The organism is Phyllobacterium sp. P30BS-XVII, from assembly GCF_014138335.1.
In the GTDB taxonomy this organism is placed as follows: domain Bacteria; phylum Pseudomonadota; class Alphaproteobacteria; order Rhizobiales; family Rhizobiaceae; genus Phyllobacterium; species Phyllobacterium meliloti.
On the sequence record NZ_JACGXO010000001.1, the window covers coordinates 1,066,006 to 1,082,126 of the forward strand.

At 56.0% G+C, this 16,121-nt stretch carries 15 protein-coding genes and 1 tRNA gene; 6 read left to right on the forward strand and 10 right to left on the reverse strand.

What is annotated here, in order from left to right:
* Positions 1–112: 112 nt before the first annotated feature.
* Both FHW17_RS05300 and FHW17_RS25435 read left to right on the forward strand, forming a co-directional pair.
* Positions 113–1,405 (forward strand): adenylosuccinate synthase, encoded by a 1,293-nt coding sequence (locus FHW17_RS05300; protein ID WP_112525290.1) that lies wholly within the window; start codon positions 113–115, stop codon positions 1,403–1,405.
* Between the two features lie 54 nt (positions 1,406–1,459).
* Positions 1,460–3,136 (forward strand): hypothetical protein, encoded by a 1,677-nt coding sequence (locus FHW17_RS25435; protein WP_182509335.1) that lies wholly within the window; start codon positions 1,460–1,462, stop codon positions 3,134–3,136.
* Positions 3,137–3,189: 53 nt separating this feature from the next.
* On the opposite strand, the gene FHW17_RS05310 is transcribed toward FHW17_RS25435, so the two are convergent.
* The 4 genes from FHW17_RS05310 to FHW17_RS05325 all read right to left on the reverse strand — a co-directional run bounded on the left by FHW17_RS05310 (position 3,190) and on the right by FHW17_RS05325 (position 6,522).
* Positions 3,190–3,651, reverse strand: coding sequence for a GNAT family N-acetyltransferase (locus FHW17_RS05310; RefSeq protein WP_182509336.1), 462 nt, complete (start codon positions 3,649–3,651; stop codon positions 3,190–3,192).
* A complete protein-coding gene (locus FHW17_RS05315; protein WP_182509337.1) occupies positions 3,648–4,118 on the reverse strand; it encodes a GNAT family N-acetyltransferase in 471 nt (156 codons plus the stop codon). The genes FHW17_RS05310 and FHW17_RS05315 overlap by 4 nt, the downstream gene beginning before the upstream one ends.
* A 174-nt stretch (positions 4,119–4,292) precedes the next feature.
* Positions 4,293–5,204 (reverse strand): RNA polymerase sigma factor RpoH, encoded by a 912-nt coding sequence (gene rpoH, locus FHW17_RS05320; protein WP_091879894.1) that lies wholly within the window; start codon positions 5,202–5,204, stop codon positions 4,293–4,295.
* 259 nt (positions 5,205–5,463) lie between these two features.
* Complete coding sequence (locus FHW17_RS05325; RefSeq protein ID WP_182509338.1) at positions 5,464–6,522, reverse strand: RluA family pseudouridine synthase; 1,059 nt, start codon at positions 6,520–6,522, stop codon at positions 5,464–5,466.
* 2 nt (positions 6,523–6,524) lie between these two features.
* On the opposite strand from FHW17_RS05325, the gene FHW17_RS05330 reads away from it, so the two are divergent.
* The 3 genes from FHW17_RS05330 to FHW17_RS05340 all read left to right on the forward strand — a co-directional run bounded on the left by FHW17_RS05330 (position 6,525) and on the right by FHW17_RS05340 (position 8,047).
* On the forward strand, positions 6,525–6,926 hold the full coding sequence (locus FHW17_RS05330) for a fimbrial protein (protein WP_182509339.1): 402 nt from the start codon (positions 6,525–6,527) through the stop codon (positions 6,924–6,926).
* A gap of 87 nt (positions 6,927–7,013) precedes the next feature.
* Positions 7,014–7,088 (forward strand) — tRNA-Glu (locus FHW17_RS05335).
* Positions 7,089–7,177: 89 nt separating this feature from the next.
* Positions 7,178–8,047: an OmpA family protein gene (locus FHW17_RS05340; RefSeq protein ID WP_182509340.1), complete on the forward strand. Its 870-nt coding sequence runs from the start codon at positions 7,178–7,180 to the stop codon at positions 8,045–8,047.
* Between the two features lie 133 nt (positions 8,048–8,180).
* Here the strand turns inward: FHW17_RS05340 and FHW17_RS05345 are convergent, their stop codons facing one another.
* Positions 8,181–9,368 carry an alpha-hydroxy acid oxidase gene (locus tag FHW17_RS05345; RefSeq protein WP_182509341.1) on the reverse strand — a complete coding sequence of 396 codons (1,188 nt, stop codon included), beginning with the start codon at positions 9,366–9,368 and terminating at the stop codon, positions 8,181–8,183.
* A 202-nt stretch (positions 9,369–9,570) separates the two neighbouring features.
* Here FHW17_RS05345 and FHW17_RS05350 point away from each other — a divergent pair, with 202 nt between their 5' ends.
* The gene (locus tag FHW17_RS05350; RefSeq protein WP_182509342.1) at positions 9,571–10,497 is read left to right on the forward strand and encodes a 2-hydroxyacid dehydrogenase; all 927 of its coding nucleotides are present in this window, start codon (positions 9,571–9,573) and stop codon (positions 10,495–10,497) included.
* Positions 10,498–10,544: 47 nt separating this feature from the next.
* On the opposite strand, the gene purU is transcribed toward FHW17_RS05350, so the two are convergent.
* The 5 genes from purU to cobG all read right to left on the reverse strand — a co-directional run bounded on the left by purU (position 10,545) and on the right by cobG (position 15,991).
* Positions 10,545–11,399 carry a formyltetrahydrofolate deformylase gene (purU, locus tag FHW17_RS05355; RefSeq protein WP_182509343.1) on the reverse strand — a complete coding sequence of 285 codons (855 nt, stop codon included), beginning with the start codon at positions 11,397–11,399 and terminating at the stop codon, positions 10,545–10,547.
* A 147-nt stretch (positions 11,400–11,546) separates the two neighbouring features.
* Positions 11,547–13,241, reverse strand: a complete 1,695-nt coding sequence (gene cobJ, locus FHW17_RS05360) for a precorrin-3B C(17)-methyltransferase (RefSeq protein WP_182509344.1) — start codon at positions 13,239–13,241, stop codon at positions 11,547–11,549.
* The gene (locus FHW17_RS05365; RefSeq protein WP_182509345.1) at positions 13,238–13,978 is read right to left on the reverse strand and encodes a precorrin-2 C(20)-methyltransferase; all 741 of its coding nucleotides are present in this window, start codon (positions 13,976–13,978) and stop codon (positions 13,238–13,240) included. Before FHW17_RS05365 ends, cobJ begins: the two co-directional genes overlap by 4 nt.
* Positions 13,978–14,604: a precorrin-8X methylmutase gene (locus FHW17_RS05370; RefSeq protein ID WP_182509346.1), complete on the reverse strand. Its 627-nt coding sequence runs from the start codon at positions 14,602–14,604 to the stop codon at positions 13,978–13,980. The genes FHW17_RS05365 and FHW17_RS05370 overlap by 1 nt, the downstream gene beginning before the upstream one ends.
* Entirely contained in the window at positions 14,597–15,991 is a 1,395-nt protein-coding gene (gene cobG / locus FHW17_RS05375; protein ID WP_281410731.1) for a precorrin-3B synthase, read from the reverse strand. Before cobG ends, FHW17_RS05370 begins: the two co-directional genes overlap by 8 nt.
* Positions 15,992–16,121 lie beyond the last annotated feature (130 nt).

The following is a 16,121-nucleotide window of genomic DNA, read 5'->3' on the forward strand; positions in this document are numbered from 1 at the left end:
AATTCACCACGCTTCAGCCGAAAGAATTGTCGCGCTTTTATGAACCAGCCTGTATAGAAGCACCGCATTTGGCAAAAAATGCATGACGAGGTTGTGACTCGAGGAGTTTTGAATGGCTAATGTTGTGGTGATCGGCTCCCAGTGGGGTGATGAGGGCAAGGGCAAGATTGTCGATTGGCTTTCCGAACGGGCCGATATCATTGTCCGCTTTCAGGGCGGGCACAATGCCGGTCATACGCTGGTTGTTGATGGTGTCACCTACAAATTGTCGTTGTTGCCATCGGGCGTGGTGCGCAAGGGCAAGCTCTCGATCATCGGAAACGGCGTGGTTTTCGACCCGCATGCATTCATTGCCGAAAAGAAGAAACTCGAAGCGCAGGGCGTGGTTATCACCCCTGAAACGCTGAAGATTGCCGAAAATACGACGCTGATCCTCTCCCTCCATGGTGAGCTTGATCGCCGTCGTGAAGCCTCCAATTCCGGCACCAAGATCGGTACAACGGGTCGCGGCATCGGCCCGGCTTATGAAGACAAGGTTGGCCGCCGTGCCATTCATGTGCTTGATCTTGCCGATCCCGATACGCTGCCTGCGAAGATCGAGCGGCTGCTGGCCCATCACAATCCACTGCGTCGCGGTCTTGGCATTGAAGAAGTCGATGGTTCCAAGATTTTAGCTGAACTGCTTGACGCTGCTCCACACATCATCCCGTTCATGGATCGCGTCTGGTACGTGCTTGACCAGAAGAAGCGGGCAGGCGAGCGCATTCTGTTTGAAGGCGCGCAGGGCACGCTGCTTGATATCGACCATGGCACTTATCCTTTTGTCACTTCGTCCAACACTGTGGCCGGTCAGGCTTCTGCCGGTTCCGGTATCGGACCGGGCTCACTGCATTATGTGCTTGGTATCACCAAGGCCTATACGACCCGCGTGGGTGAAGGTCCTTTCCCGACGGAACAGCAGAACGAAGTTGGCGAGTTCCTTGGCCAGCGTGGCCACGAGTTTGGTGTTGTCACCGGCCGTAAGCGCCGCTGTGGCTGGTTCGATGCGGTTCTCGTGCGTCAGGCCGTTGCCAATAATGGCATCAGCGGTATTGCCTTGACCAAACTCGATGTTCTTGACGGTCTGGATGAAATCAAGGTTTGCACCAGCTATGAACTGGATGGCGAGATCATTGACTACCTGCCAGCCAGCCAGGGCGCTCAGGCGCGCGTGAAGCCGATTTACGAGACACTTGAGGGCTGGAAAGAGACCACAGCCGGTGCGCGCAGCTGGAGCGAACTGCCCGCACAGGCGGTAAAATATGCGCGTTATCTGGAAGAACTGATCGGTGCGCCGATTGCGTTGCTTTCGACCAGCCCGGAACGTGACGATACAATACTTGTTACCGACCCGTTTCATGATTAGAGTCGCAAACAGGTTTCGAGGTTAATCTCACAACAAAACCATAGGTTTGGGTGAATGGCAGATTTCGTTGCAGTATTGAGAAAGACAATTGACGGGCTCGCGGACCCAACTCCGGAGCTTCGCCAACGTGTGTATGCAAAGGCTCGCGCAACGATTGAGCAGAAGCTTGCGACGCTGAATGCGCCGGAGGCTGTGGCCGTCCGTCAGAAGCAATCACTGGAAGATGCGATCATTGAGGTCGAGTCCGGTTTTGCAGTTGCTCTGGAAGATCCAAAGCCTGTCATCGAACCCATTCCTGTTGCGCCGCCGGTTCCTGCTCCGGCGCCGCCTGTTGTGGCAGCACCCATTGTCGCAAAACCAGAACCGGCCCCGGAAGCACCAAAGCCTGCGCCTGTTGCTGCGCCGCCAGTGGTTCCTGCGCCGTCCTTTACCAAGCCGCTTGCTCAATCCGATGCGCTTGAAGATTTTCTGACGACCCATGGTTCGACAGGTGCCAAGCCGATCGAGCCCAAGGAAGAGAGTTTCCGCGATGAACGTCCGCTTGCCGGATCGTTCTCGGGGGGCGATCTGAAAGCTGGTCGCGGTCCGGAAGAAGAGTTTGATAATGAGCCTGAGCTTGATTCAACCGATCGTGGCCCCAGTGATTATGGCGTTTACACACGCGGTCCGCTGAAGCAGCCAAAGCCGAAGCGTTCGCTGGTGCCGCTGCTGAGCCTGCTTGGCCTGCTGGTTATTATCGCAGGCGGAGCCTATGCGGGCTGGACTTACAAAGACCAGATTTCAGCACGGGCCGCGTCGGTAAAGACCTATCTTGCCAGCCTCACCAGCGGGGGCGACAAAACGCCTGCGAAGCCAGCCGAGACAGCCGCTAACCAGCCTGCGACACCACCTGTAAAGACGGAACAGCCTGCACAACCGGCGGCCCAGCCGACACCGGCAACGCCTACGGCACCGGGCGCATCGGATGCGAAGCCCGAACCGAAACTGACGCAGCGTCTGTTGCCGGATGGTCAGGAAATCAACCCGGGCCCGGCCAATGATACACCATCACTGGGTGAGGGCACATCGGTTGCCGCTTCTACGCCGGATCAGCAGCCTGCCCAGCCGCCAGCGGCACAGGGACAGACACAGCAACCTACAGCACCCGCTGGCCAGACACAGCCTCCGGCTGCCTTGCCGATTGGTCAGAAGGCGTTCTTCTATGAGGAGCGCTCCGGTCAAGATGCCGGTACTGCGGATGCGGGCGGGGTTGTCTGGTCTGTGGTGCAGGAATCACCCGGCAATGATCTGCCACCGGAACCGGCAATTCGCGCTGAAGTGACGATTCCGGATCGCGGTATCAAGCTGCGTATGGTCATCCGCCGCAATGGTGACAAGACGCTGCCAGCAAGCCATCTCGTTGAAATGATCTTCACGGTTCCTGATGGCTTCCCCGGTGGTTCAATCGACACCGTGTCACGCATGACGCTGAAGGATACGGAACAGGCTCCGGGCAGCCCGCTTGTCGGCATCCCGGCCAAGATTGCCGATAATTTCTTCATCATTGCAATGAATGACGCCAAGACTGCTGTTGACACAAACATGTCCCTGCTGCGCCGTCAGTCGTGGATCGATATCCCGATTGCCTACAAGACGGGACGCCGCGCGCTCCTGACCCTTGAAAAGGGTCTGCCCGGTGAGAAGGCTTTCGACGATGTCCTGAAATCCTGGGCAGCAAAAGCTGGCGGTTAATATATCGCTGTCACCTGATGACAATAAAGGCTCCGGAAACGGAGCCTTTATTGTCAGAGTTGTTTTTCCATCGGCTGTGTGTTGATCTGCCGGTGTTTCTGTGCCGGACCACTATCCCTGTAACCACAGGCTTTATAAAAGCCATGGGCGGTGCTTGTGCTTGTCAGTTTGCTCAAGTTGTTTCCCTGCTCTCGCAGGTAATTTTCAAGCTCACCCAATATGGCCTTGCTGACACCGCGAAAGCGCGCATCCGGCGAGACATAATTGAGGGTGATTTCGCCGGATGCGTTGGCCGAGCCAATACCGAGTATTGTTGTGCCGTCGACAGCAACCAGCATGCGTGCAGTTGGATCGTTCATCCATGCCAGCACATTTTCAGGGGTTTTGTTGAAGAGCCATGGATCAAGCCGGGTAGGATCACCGGCATGATCGGCAGTGCATAGCTCTGCGATCGAACGACGGAGCACGTTGCAAATCTGGTCCTTTTCGGCAGGAATTGCGGCCCTGATCTTCATGCGATGGCATCCGTTTGCCGAATGGGTGCCGTCTTCGGCTGGCGTTCGTAATAAACGTCCCACTCGTCCTCGCCCGTCTGTTTGAAGCCATGCCGTGCATAAAAGCGCCCAGCTTCACTTTGCTGGAGGACGCTCAAACGAATGGGTAGTCTGGCGGTGTCAGCTTCGCCAAGCAATTGGTGCAGAACGGCGCTGCCTAAACCTTTGCCCTGCTGTTCGGGCTCGACATAGAAATGCTCAAGCAGCAAATGTCCATCAACCGGACCCATGGCTACACATCCGGCCATGCGCCCATTCGGCGTCATAATCAGGCGGGTATAATGCGGTCGATAGGAGTTGCGAAAACGGTCATAGGCACGCCATTCATCGAAGCGGCCAATGCGTTCCAGACTTTCGCGCATACAACGAAGGCGTAATTGCAGGAGCCGGTCAAAATCCTCTACAGTCGCGGGTATAAGGGTGAACATGGAAAACTGCCTGTGGTGACTCGTTTGCCGTCAGGCTGATTCTACTCGGTATTTTTGTCAATATTATCTACGCTTTTACTGCGTCGATATCTGCGTGACATCGCCGAATCGGTAAGTATTGAAACAAAAAAGCCCCGGAAATCCGGAGCCTTTATGTTCGTCGTGGGGCAGCGTTTAGCGGGCGTCGGAACCTGTCGAGACGAGCGCCTTCTGCTGTTTGATGGCAGCGGCTTTCACCGCGTCCTGCACCTTTTCAAAGGCACGTACTTCGATCTGGCGCACACGTTCCCGGCTGATGCCGAATTCGGTCGACAAATCTTCGAGCGTTATCGGATCATCAGCCAGACGGCGGGCCTGGAAAATGCGCCGTTCACGATCATTGAGCGATGACATGGCTCCGGTGAGCATTTCGCGCCGGTTCTCCAGTTCATCCTGTTCAATCAGCATTTCCTCGGCGCTGTCGTGGTCATCAACAAGCCAATCCTGCCAGTCGCCGCCAGCTTCGCCGTCGGCGGAGCGGATTGGAGCATTGAGCGACGCATCGCCGGAAAGCCGGCGGTTCATCGATACGACCTCGTCCTCGGATACGCTGAGGCGTGTTGCGATTTCCTTGACCTGTTCAGGGTTAAGGTCGCCATCATCAAGCGCCTGAATCTTGCTCTTCACCTTGCGCAGGTTGAAGAACAGGCGCTTCTGGTTGGCTGTCGTGCCCATTTTCACAAGGCTCCACGACCGCAGGACATATTCCTGAATCGAGGCCTTGATCCACCACATGGCATAGGTTGCCAAACGGAAGCCGCGTTCCGGCTCAAAGCGTTTGACCGCCTGCATCAGGCCGACATTGCCTTCGGAAATAACTTCGCCAATCGGCAGGCCGTAACCGCGATAACCCATGGCAATCTTGGCGACGAGCCGTAGATGGCTGGTCACTAGTCTATGAGCCGCTTTCGGATCGGCATGCTCCAGATACCGCTTGGCGAGCATGTACTCTTCCTGCGGTTCGAGCATGGGAAAACGGCGAATCTCTTCGAGGTAACGGGTCAAACCACCGTCACCAGCTACAATACTTGGAAGATTTTGGGCCACTGAGCACCCCTCCTCATTGTGAAATGAACCCCCATTACCGGCGGGTTCGCAGCAACCGGCCGCCCGCATTGCGCGGCACGACCGGATTAATGCTATCCATATATAGGTAGCATTTTGTCAAAAACACGATGCATTAAGAACCGAAACATTTTGTCACATAAATGTGAACAATAGAGTCAGGATTTCCGCCTGCGTTCTATAACGTACGGTATGAAATAAAGTTTCGCAAGTCTTTTTGATTTTTTCTGTGTGCGCTGGCCTAGAGGGGAGTGGTGCGGAATGCCTCGAGCAATTCAGCCATATCATCAGGGGCGCCGACTTCAAATCGCATGATTTCGCCGGTGGATGGATGTTCGAAAGCCAAAACCTGCGCATGCAGCGCCTGCCTTGAAAAACCCTTGACGACGCTTTGCAGCGGTTCTGCCAGCTTGTTGGCCTTGGTCTTATAGGCACCGCCATATTCCACATCGCCAAGCAGGGGGTGGCCGATATGCGCCATATGCACGCGAATCTGGTGGGTGCGGCCCGTCTCCAGACGGCATTCAATGAGGGAGGCAACTGCCGTCGAATCCTCTTTGGCGCCAAAGCGTTCCTGCACGTCGAAATGCGTGACCGCGTGGCGCGCATCATCGCGCTCTTCATGCACGACGGCCTGTTTGGTGCGGTCGCGATGCGAACGGCCGAGCGGCGCGTCAATGGTGCCGGTCTTGCGGTCCGGTGTGCCCCAGACAAGTGCCAGATAGGCCCGCTCCAGATCGCCGGTGCGGCCGTGATCGGCAAACTGGGCGCTCAGATGGCGGTGGGCAAGGTCATTCTTGGCCACGACCATGACGCCGCTGGTTTCCTTATCAAGGCGATGAACGATGCCGGGCCGCTTCACGCCGCCAACGCCGGAAAGCGTATCACCGCAATGATAGATCAGCGCGTTGACGAGGGTGCCGGTCCAGTTGCCGTTGCCGGGGTGAACCACAAGACCTGCTGGCTTGTTTATGACGATGAGGTCCGCATCTTCATAGAGAATATCAAGCGCGATATCTTCGCCCGCGGGCGTTGCGTCTTCCGGTTCGGGTATCTCAACGGTGATGGTAATACCTTCGCGCAGCTTGTGTTTTGTCTCGCGCACAACCTTGCCATCGACCGTCACCTGACCATCGGCAATGAGCACCTGAATGCGGTTGCGGGACAAATCCGGTGCGAGTTGCGCTGAAAGCCAAGCGTCAAGACGCTTGCCCGTTGCCTCACTATCGGTAATTAGCTCTTTCAAAGACCGCGTCCCTTCGTTACAGAGGCTTGGTTTCGAAACCTCGGAGAATGCCATACATGGCCAATATCAATGCTGATACAGAAACGGAAGAGCAGCCGCTCGATCCTGCAATGGAACGGGTGCGCCGCAAGATGATCCGGCTTCTGGCTGTTTCCATCGGCATTATGGTGATTGGTCTTATGGCGGTGCTTGCAGCCATTGTCTACAAGATTAACCAGCCGGTGGGTGGAACAGCCAAGCAAACGGCTATCGCCGCTCCTGCGCCGGGGCAGCCGATTGGCGATGCGCTGGTGGGGGAAGCTATCACGCTAGATCCGGGCACTCGGGTTCTGTCGCATAATCTTTCGGGGTCTATGCTGTCGCTGGAAACAAGGCTGGCCAACGGTACACGGCAGATTCTCGTCTATGATGTGGCCACCAAGCGCGTGGTTGCGCGCATTTCGGAAGCCGCCAATTAAGGCATCGATGAAGGTGCGATGATCAATCTCTATCAATTGGTCATTGCGCTTTTTGATTTGCTTGATTATACCCGCCCAATCGACTGCGCGCCCATCGTCTAGCGGTCAGGACGGCGCCCTCTCACGGCGCAAACAGGGGTTCGATTCCCCTTGGGCGTACCAATCAATTCACTAGTGAATATTTTTCGTTTCGTATTGATCGCTAACCACGCAAGATCGGGTGTCGTTTGAACCCAGCTCGCGAGGAAATCATGCCCAATGTTGGTTCGCCGATCAAAGGTGCGATACACGATTATTCGACGGTGGAACGCGCGCAGATTCGTTTAACTGGCTTTGCCATTAGCTCATCAGTTCTGACGGACACGCACAAAACAGCGCTGGATCAAAAAATCGTCCCGATTTTGAAAGCCGGTGGCAGCGTTTCAATCGCGGGACTGGCAAGCCGAAGCGGGGGAACTGATTTCAATTCCAAGCTTTCGACCGATAGAGCCTACGCAACCTATGACTATTTGAAAGCTGCAACAAAGGGAGTTGTTCGTGCGCGCGTCGGGGAGGCTGTGTACGGCCAGGGCGAATCTGTAGCCGCGGCATCCGGCGTGGCGGACGGTACTGAAGATGCGTTTTATCGGGCAGTAGAAGTCTCTGCATGGACAAAAATTACGCCGCCACCTCTTGCCAAACCATCTGCGAATGCTGCACCCGCGATGATACGGCGTGTTGTTTACGCACGAGCCGGCAATCCTTCTGTTGAGGAGAAAGGGTTCGAACTGCAAGGAAGTAAATGGGCTGATCTTGCTGACGCCATCATGGACCATAAGCTTCCCGTACAGAAGAAGTATGCGATGGTCCCAAAGGATTGGGTCCTCATCGAGATCCACGAAACCAGTTACAATAATCGCGAGCCTTACGGAAACGTAACCCTCGTTACCGACGTAACCGAACATGATTATATCTGGGGTCCGAAGACGCCGCAGGTGCTTTATACCCACAAGTCGCTTTACATGTTCAATGGAAAACGGCTTGAAGACCGGAGCATGTGGAAGAAAAGAACCTGGCACGTTGATCCGCCCAAATTTGTCCCGCGTGACAAACTTGTTCCAATTACCAAGAAAATGGAATGACGATCGACCGGAAACGGCCGAAACACCAGTAGGTGAATCATAATTTCAAATGGTCAGGCGAACATAAAATCAAGCAATTGGGTGGGGAGCCGCGCCCCGAACCGACAACGGGTTCGGGGCATGGCTTGTCTGATCAAGCGCGCTTTTTCTTTGCTGCGGCCACGCGAGGCTTGGTTTCAAGGCCGCTCTTGTAGAGATTATTGCGGTCGAGATTCTTGACGTCACGCTCGCCGCACAGCGCCATGGTAACATCCAGCTCCTTGCGGATAATCTCCAGCGCCTGCGTGACGCCCTGTTTGCCGCCGGCACCAAGCCCATAAAGGAATGCGCGGCCGATAAAGGTGCCCTTGGCGCCGATGGCAAGTGCTTTGAGCACATCCTGTCCCGAACGGATGCCGCCATCAAACAGCACTTCGATCTTGTCGCCAACCGCATCGACAATATCGGCGAGAACGGAGATTGAGGAGGGCGCGCCATCCAGCTGGCGGCCGCCATGGTTGGACACGATGATTGCATCTGCACCGGTTGAAACCGCCATGCGGGCGTCTTCAACGTCAAGAATACCCTTGAGGATCAGCTTGCCGCCCCAACGCTCCTTGATCCAGGCGACATCGTTCCAGGACAAGCGCGGGTCAAATTGTTCGTCCGTCCATGTGCCGAGCGAGGACAGGTCGCCAACACCCTTGGCGTGGCCGACAATGTTCCGGAATGTACGGCGCTCGGTTTTGAGCATGCCAAGGCACCATTGCGGGCGTGTTGCCATTTGCCAGATGTGTCTGGCGGTGAATTTGGGTGGAGCGGACAGACCATTGCGCACATCCTTGTGGCGCTGGCCAAGAATTTGCAGATCAAGGGTCAGCACAAGGGCCGAGCATTTTGCAGCCTTGGCGCGGTCGATGAGATTATAGATGAAATCCCGGTCGCGCATCACATAGAGCTGGAACCAGAAAGGCTTCTTCGTCACCGAGGCGACATCCTCAATCGAGCAGATACTCATGGTGGACAGGGTGAAGGGAACGCCGAATTCTTCGGCTGCCTGTGCCGCCAGCATTTCGCCATCCGCATGCTGCATGCCCGTCAGACCTGTCGGAGCGAGAGCAACAGGCATGGAGACGGTCTGTCCGGCCATGGTGCTTTGCAGCGTCCGGTCGGTCATATCCACGGCGACGCGCTGGCGCAGCTGGATCTTACGGAAATCCTCCTCATTGGCGCGGTAGGTACTCTCCGTCCAGGCACCTGAATCCGCGTAATCGAAGAACATTTTTGGTACGCGGCGCTGGGCGAGCCTTTTCAGATCGGCAATTTCAATAGGATTGGTCATCGGTTCCGTCCGGAGGTTTCTGTTCTTGTTTTTAACAATAGCAATGATCGAGCGACAATCACTAGAATTGTATGAATGTGCATCAAAAGTCATATACGATTATTTATTTTACAGGTAAATTTAAATCGAACATTTGGCATAAGCCCGGCAGTCTGATTATGATCGGGTTCCTACCCGTGTCATTTCCAAAGGATACCCATTCATGACCAAACAACCGGTTCTCGTGCTCGGCCGTCTCATGCCCTATTTGCTGGCTGAACTGGAGAAAAGATATGCGGTCGAAAAACTCTATGAGGAAAAGGACGCGTTACGGTTTCTTCAGGAGAATGCCGGTCGTTTCCGCGCTGCGGTGACAAGCACTTTTACCGGCATTACGGCTGATATGATTGATCTCCTGCCTGCGGTCGAAATCATTTCGTCCTTTGGCGTCGGTACGGATTCGCTCGATGTGGCCTATGCCAACACGAAGGGTATCAAGGTAGCCAATACACCTGACGTCCTGAACGAAGACACGGCAAATATGGCACTGTTGCTGCTTCTGGCCTCAACGCGTGATCTGGTGAAAAATGACCGCTTTGTACGCGAAGGACGCTGGGCGAAGGGCGAGAACGCACCATTGGCTCTGGGTATTGAAGGCAAGCGCGTTGGGCTTGTCGGGCTGGGACGTATCGGCAGCGTGATCGCTGAAAAGCTTTTGGCTTTTGGCTGCGATGTTGCCTACCACACACGCAACAAAAAGCCCGATGCGCCTTATACCTATTATGGCAATCTTGTTGATCTTGCGCGGGACAGTGCGGCGCTGGTCGCCATTCTGCCGGGTGGTGATGCAACGCAAGGGGTCATTTCGCGCGAGGTACTGACGGCGCTCGGACCTGACGGAACATTCATCAATGTGGCGCGGGGTACGGTGGTGGATGAGGTGGCGCTGGTGGAGCTGCTGCAATCGGGTGAACTTGGCCGTGCCGGGCTCGATGTATTCGCCGATGAGCCCAATGTGCCGGAAGCCCTGTTCACGCTCGACAATGTGATATTGCAACCGCATATGGGCAGCGCCACGGAAGAAACACGCCGGGCCATGGCGGACCGTGTTGTCACCAATCTGGAAACGTATTTCGCAGAAAAACCCTAAAGGGCAGCTGGGCTTGTCGAGAAGATTCGGCAAGCCCGATTTGGGATTTAGCCGAACACCACCGTCTTATGGCCATTGAGCATGACACGGGATTCAAGATGTTTCTTGACCGCCCGTGCCAGCACCCGGCTTTCAATATCGCGGCCGGTGGCAACAAAGTCCTCGGCGCTCATGGCGTGGCTGACCCGCTCGGTCTCCTGCTCGATGATCGGACCTTCATCCAGATCAGGGGTGACATAGTGTGCCGTCGCACCGATCAGCTTCACGCCGCGCTCGAAGGCCTGATGATAGGGCTTGGCTCCCTTGAAGCTTGGCAGGAAGGAGTGGTGGATGTTGATCACCTTGCCAAAGAGGCGCTTGGAGATGTTGTCTGACAGCACCTGCATATAGCGGGCAAGAATGACCAGATCAGCGCCGGTGTCCTTGACGATCTTCAGAAGCGCTTCTTCCTGCTCCTTCTTGTTGTCCTTGGAAACGGGCAGGACATGGTAGGGGATACCCTCATGCTCGGCAAAGCGGCGGCTGTCCTCATGGTTGGAGACGATGGCGGCCACTTCCGCATCAAGCCAGCCAACCTTGATCTGGTAAATCAGGTGCAGCAGTGCATGGTCGAATTTTGATACCATAATGATGATCTTTGGCTTCTTGGCCTGATCAACAAGGGTTGTCTTCATGCCGAAACGCTCGACGGCAGGTTTCAGCGCCCGCTCGACATCATCCTTGGAGGTGGCTTCTGAAGCAGCAAAGGCAATGCGCATGAAGAAGCGGTTGGTCTGGCGATCCCAGAACTGGTTGCTCTCGGCAATATTGGCATCAAGTGCCGCAAGCTCCGTTGTCACCGATGCCACAATCCCCGGCTTGTCTTCGCATGAGAGGGTGAGGACGTAGTTCTTGTTTGGCATGTGAGGCTCCCGGGATGCGAATAATTGGCGGGGATCATAATGACGACTGCTTGAGCGCGTCGATACAAATGCGAAGCGCTCAGTCCTTTTTCCGGCATTCTCCTGTCCGGTCAAATGATCTTTCGTCACAGAATGATGAGATTTCACCTAGTGAGCTGGCTTTGTGCCGTACCAGCGTGGTGTGTAGACCCATTTGCCGCCATCTGTGCGATCAAAGCTCTGGGTCAGCGATGAGCCGACGAGGATGACCGTGCGCATATCAACCTGTTCGGCGGTCAGGTCATCAAGTGTGATGACACGCAACGTTTCCGCCGGGCGGCCAATATCCCGGCCAAGTACGATGGGTGTTTCCGGTCCGCGGTGCTGGCGCAATATTTCGATGGCGCGGGGCAATTGCCACGGACGGGGTTTGGAAATCGGATTGTAAAAGGCCATGGCAAAATCCGCCTCGGCAGCCAGCGCAATACGCTTTTCGATAATATCCCATGGTTTCAGATTGTCTGATAGCGACAGGATACAGAAATCATGGCCGAGCGGTGCGCCGCTGCGGCTGGCGGCGGCGAGTGCTGCGGAAACACCGGGAAGAATCTGCAGATCAACGCCGTGCCATGCGGGATTATCCGATTCATGCAGTGCTTCGACCACAGCGGCGGCCATGGCAAACACGCCGGGGTCGCCGGAGGAAATCATCACCACAGACCGGCCAGAAGCGGCAAGTTCGAAGGCATGACGGGCGCGCTGCATTTCCTCGCGATTATCGGTCATATGGATGATCTGATCTGATCGGAACGTTCCGGCCATGCGCACATAGGTTTCGTAGCCAAGGATGTCTTCGGCGCGTTGCAGTTCCTGTTTGACCGCCGGTATCATGAAATCCGGATCACCCGGCCCAAGACCGATAACCGCAAGACGGCCACGGCGATGCCCGGCCAGTGTCACATCCGCAGGGGTAGCTGCGATGGCGATAGCCAGGTTTCCATTGCCGCTCAGGCTGACGGGCTCTTTGATGAAGGCCGATACGATATCAGTGGCATCGTTTTCTTTTGCCGCAAGGATACGCAGTGGCAGATCAAGCTCTGCTGCTGTCAGGTGGAACGACGCCTTTGCACTGTCCTCTTCAGAAATGGCAAGACACACGACCGAGGCAAGAGCAATGCCAGCTCTAGCAAGAGCAGCCTTGAGATCATCGGCGCTGGTATTTCCGGCCACACCAATGACAGCGACCTTCGGATGAAAGACCAACTCGCTTTTCTGCGGCAGAACATCAAAGGGCGTGACGCGGATATGCATCGCGCCATTTTCATCAACCGGCAGGCGTGCCTCTTCCAGCCACGGCGCTGGCCCATCAATGCGCACTGTCTTGCCAGCAAGCAGATCAGCAATGAAACGCTTGCCATCCTCAGGGTTTTTCAGATGAAATTCCGCAGGTGGGTTAAGCAGGCAGGTGCCGAACCGCAATTCCCCTGATGTGGTGATGGCAGGAGAGACGTCAAGAATTGTCGATAGCTGCCGCGCCAATACATTGACGCCGGTTGTCCCGCCCAGAAGCGGCACGACGGCACTGCCATCATCGGCGATCGCAAGCACAGGCGGCTCTGCGCCCTTGTTTTCAAGAATTGGTGCCAATGCCCGGATGGTAATCCCGGCAGAACACAGAGCGGCAATCGCATGGCCATTGCGATAATGTTCGCGCAGCGTTTCACCAAAGTTGCTGTAAATCTGATCCGCGCCGTTAACGCGGCCTTCAAGCCCGTAAATGGCAGCACCGGGATAGGCAGCCTTGATCCGCAAGGCCGTTTCCATGCCCTGTGCGCTCAGGACCATCAGCACAAGCTGTGTCATTCGCCGCCGCCCTGCCATCTCTCGCCGGGCACCAGAATCAGCGAGAAATAGGGTGAGGTATCTGGGTCGACATCACGAAGGGGAACAATGCGCTGCGCGTCCATGGTGGCGCGCTCGACATAAAGGGCGCGGTCCATCAGACCGAGTTCGGCAATGACATCGCGCACCTTGGCGAGGTTTTTACCGAGCTTCATGATGGCAGCCGCTTCCGTTGCGGCAAGCCGCGTTTTCAGCTCATTGGCAGGAAGCACGCCGGAAAGAACTGTCAGCGTCTGATTGCGATAAACCAGCGGAGCGCCAAGCACAGCTGCACCGCCAAGGATCGAACACACGCCCGGGACCACTTCCGTTTCATAATCCTCGGCCAGCCGATCATGAATATACATGAAGGAGCCGTAGAAGAACGGATCACCCTCGGCGATGACAGCGACGTCTTTGCCCGCATCCAGATAGCCTCGCAGCACGCCGGTGATCTCGCCGTAGAAATCGCTGACAATGGCTTCGTAATTCATATGGGCGGGCAGCTTTTCCGTCGTCACCGGATAGATAAGCGGAACAAGCAACTGGTTTTCGTTGAGATAGGTCTCAACAATGGTCAATGCATTGCCCTTCTTACCCTTGGCTGCATGATAGGCAACGACTGGCGCGGCCTGTAACAGGCGCAGTGCCTTGAGGGTGATGAGTTCGGGATCGCCGGGACCAACGCCCAGTCCAAAGAGCCGGCCTGGCTGCGGCATTATTCTTTCTCCGAAGCGAGTGCATTGATTGCAGCGGCGGCCATTGCGCTGCCGCCCCGCCTGCCATGCACAACCACGAAGGGAACACCGTGACTGTTTTCAGCAAGCGCCGCTTTTGATTCCATGGCGCCGACAAATCCCACCGGGAAGCCGAGGATCAATGCCGGTTTTGGAGCGCCTTCATCCAGCATTTCGAGAAGGCGAAACAGGGCAGTCGGTGCATTGCCAAAAGCGACAACAGCTCCGGCAAGATGTGGACGCCATAATTCCAGTGCTGCGGCCGAGCGGGTATTACCCATCTCGCGGGCCAAGCCAACGACCGAGGGATCGGAGAGGGTGCATATGACATCATTATTGGCAGGTAGCCGGGCGCGCGTAACACCTTCGAGCACCATGCGCGCATCGCAGAGAATTGGTGCGCCTTTTGCCAGTGCGGCTACTCCTGCCGTTCCGGCACCAGCGGAAAAAGCCAGATCTTCGATCACATCCACCATGCCGCAGGCATGGGCGACACGCACGGCGAGTTTTTCCAGATCGGCGGGAATGCGGGTGAGGTCAGCCTCGGAGCGGATAATGGCGAAGGAGCGATCATAGATCGCCTGACCGTCGCGGATATAATCAAACATGCGTTGGCCCCCCAGAGCCGGAATTGGGCGGAAGATTGCCGATACAGTCGGCAGCTTCCTCGATAGTTACATGTGCAGCCAATAGCTTGCCAAAACGCGACGGTCCATTGGTCGCACGCAGAAATATGTCGTAATACCCCGGTTCGGTTGCAACGAGCGTGACAGGTTTGGCCGAAGGCGAGGCGCAGGATTTGGTGCAGCCGGTCAGATGCACCGCGAGATTTGCCGCTTTGCCCTGCAACAAAGTGCCGAGCTTCAAACCATCAGATTGGGTTGCCGCCAGCGCCGATCCACAGCCCGCCGAACCTGAACAGCTGATCATGGTTGCGCGCGGATTGTCGGGTTGTGTGGCGAAATCAAGCGCTTCAAGCTCTCGCAAACTATGTGCGGTTGCGGCTTCGGGTATGTCGAGCAGAAGTACGCTTTGCCAAGGCGTTACCCGCAGCTTGCCTTTGCTGGCTTTTTCAGCCAGCCGCGCCAAGGCATCCAGTTTGTCCGGGGAAAGCCGACCCAATGGCGGCATAGCCCCGATAAGACGGAAAGCATCGCTTCGTTCCGGCAAAAGGCCGAGATGACCATACGAGCGGGGTAAGGTTCTGCGCCATTTGCCGGCATTGTCATTGCGAACCGGGAAATTCACGCGCTTTTCCAGATCGGTGACAAATGCATCGGTTCCAATGGCAGCAATCATATGGCGCAGGCGCGACGCTGCCGGGTTTATCGCATTCCACTGGATAAAGAGATCGAGCATTGCCGTGACGAGATCGAAGGCCTGCGATGAACCAACAATACCAAGGGCGGCGATATCATCCATTTGCGTTGGCGGCGTGCCCGCCACCCCAAAGGCAAAACGTGGATTGTCGCTATTTGCGTCCAGTGCGCTCAGCCAGATGTCATGCGGATGTTCCACCATGGCGACGCTTTCGCCGCCATCGACAAAAATAGAAAATTTCGGCGACAGGGTTTGATAAGCAGGGCTGGTCTGCAGGGTTTCAAGCAATTGCGATGCGAGGGGCCTGACATCGACCTTGCGGGGTAGAACACCTGCAATCGGGCTGATCATGACATTGCGGACATCATCGCCCCGGTCAGTCAGCGGTCCAAGCCCTGCGGCAAGCAGGGCTGCAATCAACGGGTTTTCCGTATCCGGTCGCACGCCGCGAATTTGCAGATTGGCACGGTTGGTGATTTCGATAACACCATTGCCGAACTGACGCGATGCATCGGCAATGCGGTGCGCCTGTTCGGCGCTCAAGTTACCAAAAGTCAGTTTAATTCGGCATATCGAACCGTCGAGCGCTTTGGCCATGCGAAACAATCCGGGGCAGGCGGATCGCCGGTCCTCGATCCCGCTTGTTGCAGCGATTATGGTGCTTAACTGGCTCATTGCATCAGGGTTTTACAGGATGGGCGGTGGTGAGGGAAGAAATATGATCTGAAATTGCAACTTGCCACTCCTGCCAGCTTCGTTGACCCGTCAGATGCTTTCGGGCATGCATAGCCCAGCAAGCAATGGG

Coding starts and splice junctions, on each gene's coding strand:
- FHW17_RS05300 (WP_112525290.1), top strand. CDS start 113: ATGGCTAATGTTGTGGTGATCGGCTCCCAGTGGGGTGATGAGGGCAAG.
- FHW17_RS25435 (WP_182509335.1), top strand. CDS start 1,460: ATGGCAGATTTCGTTGCAGTATTGAGAAAGACAATTGACGGGCTCGCG.
- FHW17_RS05310 (WP_182509336.1), bottom strand. CDS start 3,651: ATGAAGATCAGGGCCGCAATTCCTGCCGAAAAGGACCAGATTTGCAAC.
- FHW17_RS05315 (WP_182509337.1), bottom strand. CDS start 4,118: ATGTTCACCCTTATACCCGCGACTGTAGAGGATTTTGACCGGCTCCTG.
- FHW17_RS05325 (WP_182509338.1), bottom strand. CDS start 6,522: ATGGCATTCTCCGAGGTTTCGAAACCAAGCCTCTGTAACGAAGGGACG.
- FHW17_RS05330 (WP_182509339.1), top strand. CDS start 6,525: ATGGCCAATATCAATGCTGATACAGAAACGGAAGAGCAGCCGCTCGAT.
- FHW17_RS05340 (WP_182509340.1), top strand. CDS start 7,178: ATGCCCAATGTTGGTTCGCCGATCAAAGGTGCGATACACGATTATTCG.
- FHW17_RS05345 (WP_182509341.1), bottom strand. CDS start 9,368: ATGACCAATCCTATTGAAATTGCCGATCTGAAAAGGCTCGCCCAGCGC.
- FHW17_RS05350 (WP_182509342.1), top strand. CDS start 9,571: ATGACCAAACAACCGGTTCTCGTGCTCGGCCGTCTCATGCCCTATTTG.
- purU (WP_182509343.1), bottom strand. CDS start 11,399: ATGCCAAACAAGAACTACGTCCTCACCCTCTCATGCGAAGACAAGCCG.
- cobJ (WP_182509344.1), bottom strand. CDS start 13,241: ATGACACAGCTTGTGCTGATGGTCCTGAGCGCACAGGGCATGGAAACG.
- FHW17_RS05365 (WP_182509345.1), bottom strand. CDS start 13,978: ATGCCGCAGCCAGGCCGGCTCTTTGGACTGGGCGTTGGTCCCGGCGAT.
- FHW17_RS05370 (WP_182509346.1), bottom strand. CDS start 14,604: ATGTTTGATTATATCCGCGACGGTCAGGCGATCTATGATCGCTCCTTC.
- cobG (WP_281410731.1), bottom strand. CDS start 15,991: ATGAGCCAGTTAAGCACCATAATCGCTGCAACAAGCGGGATCGAGGAC.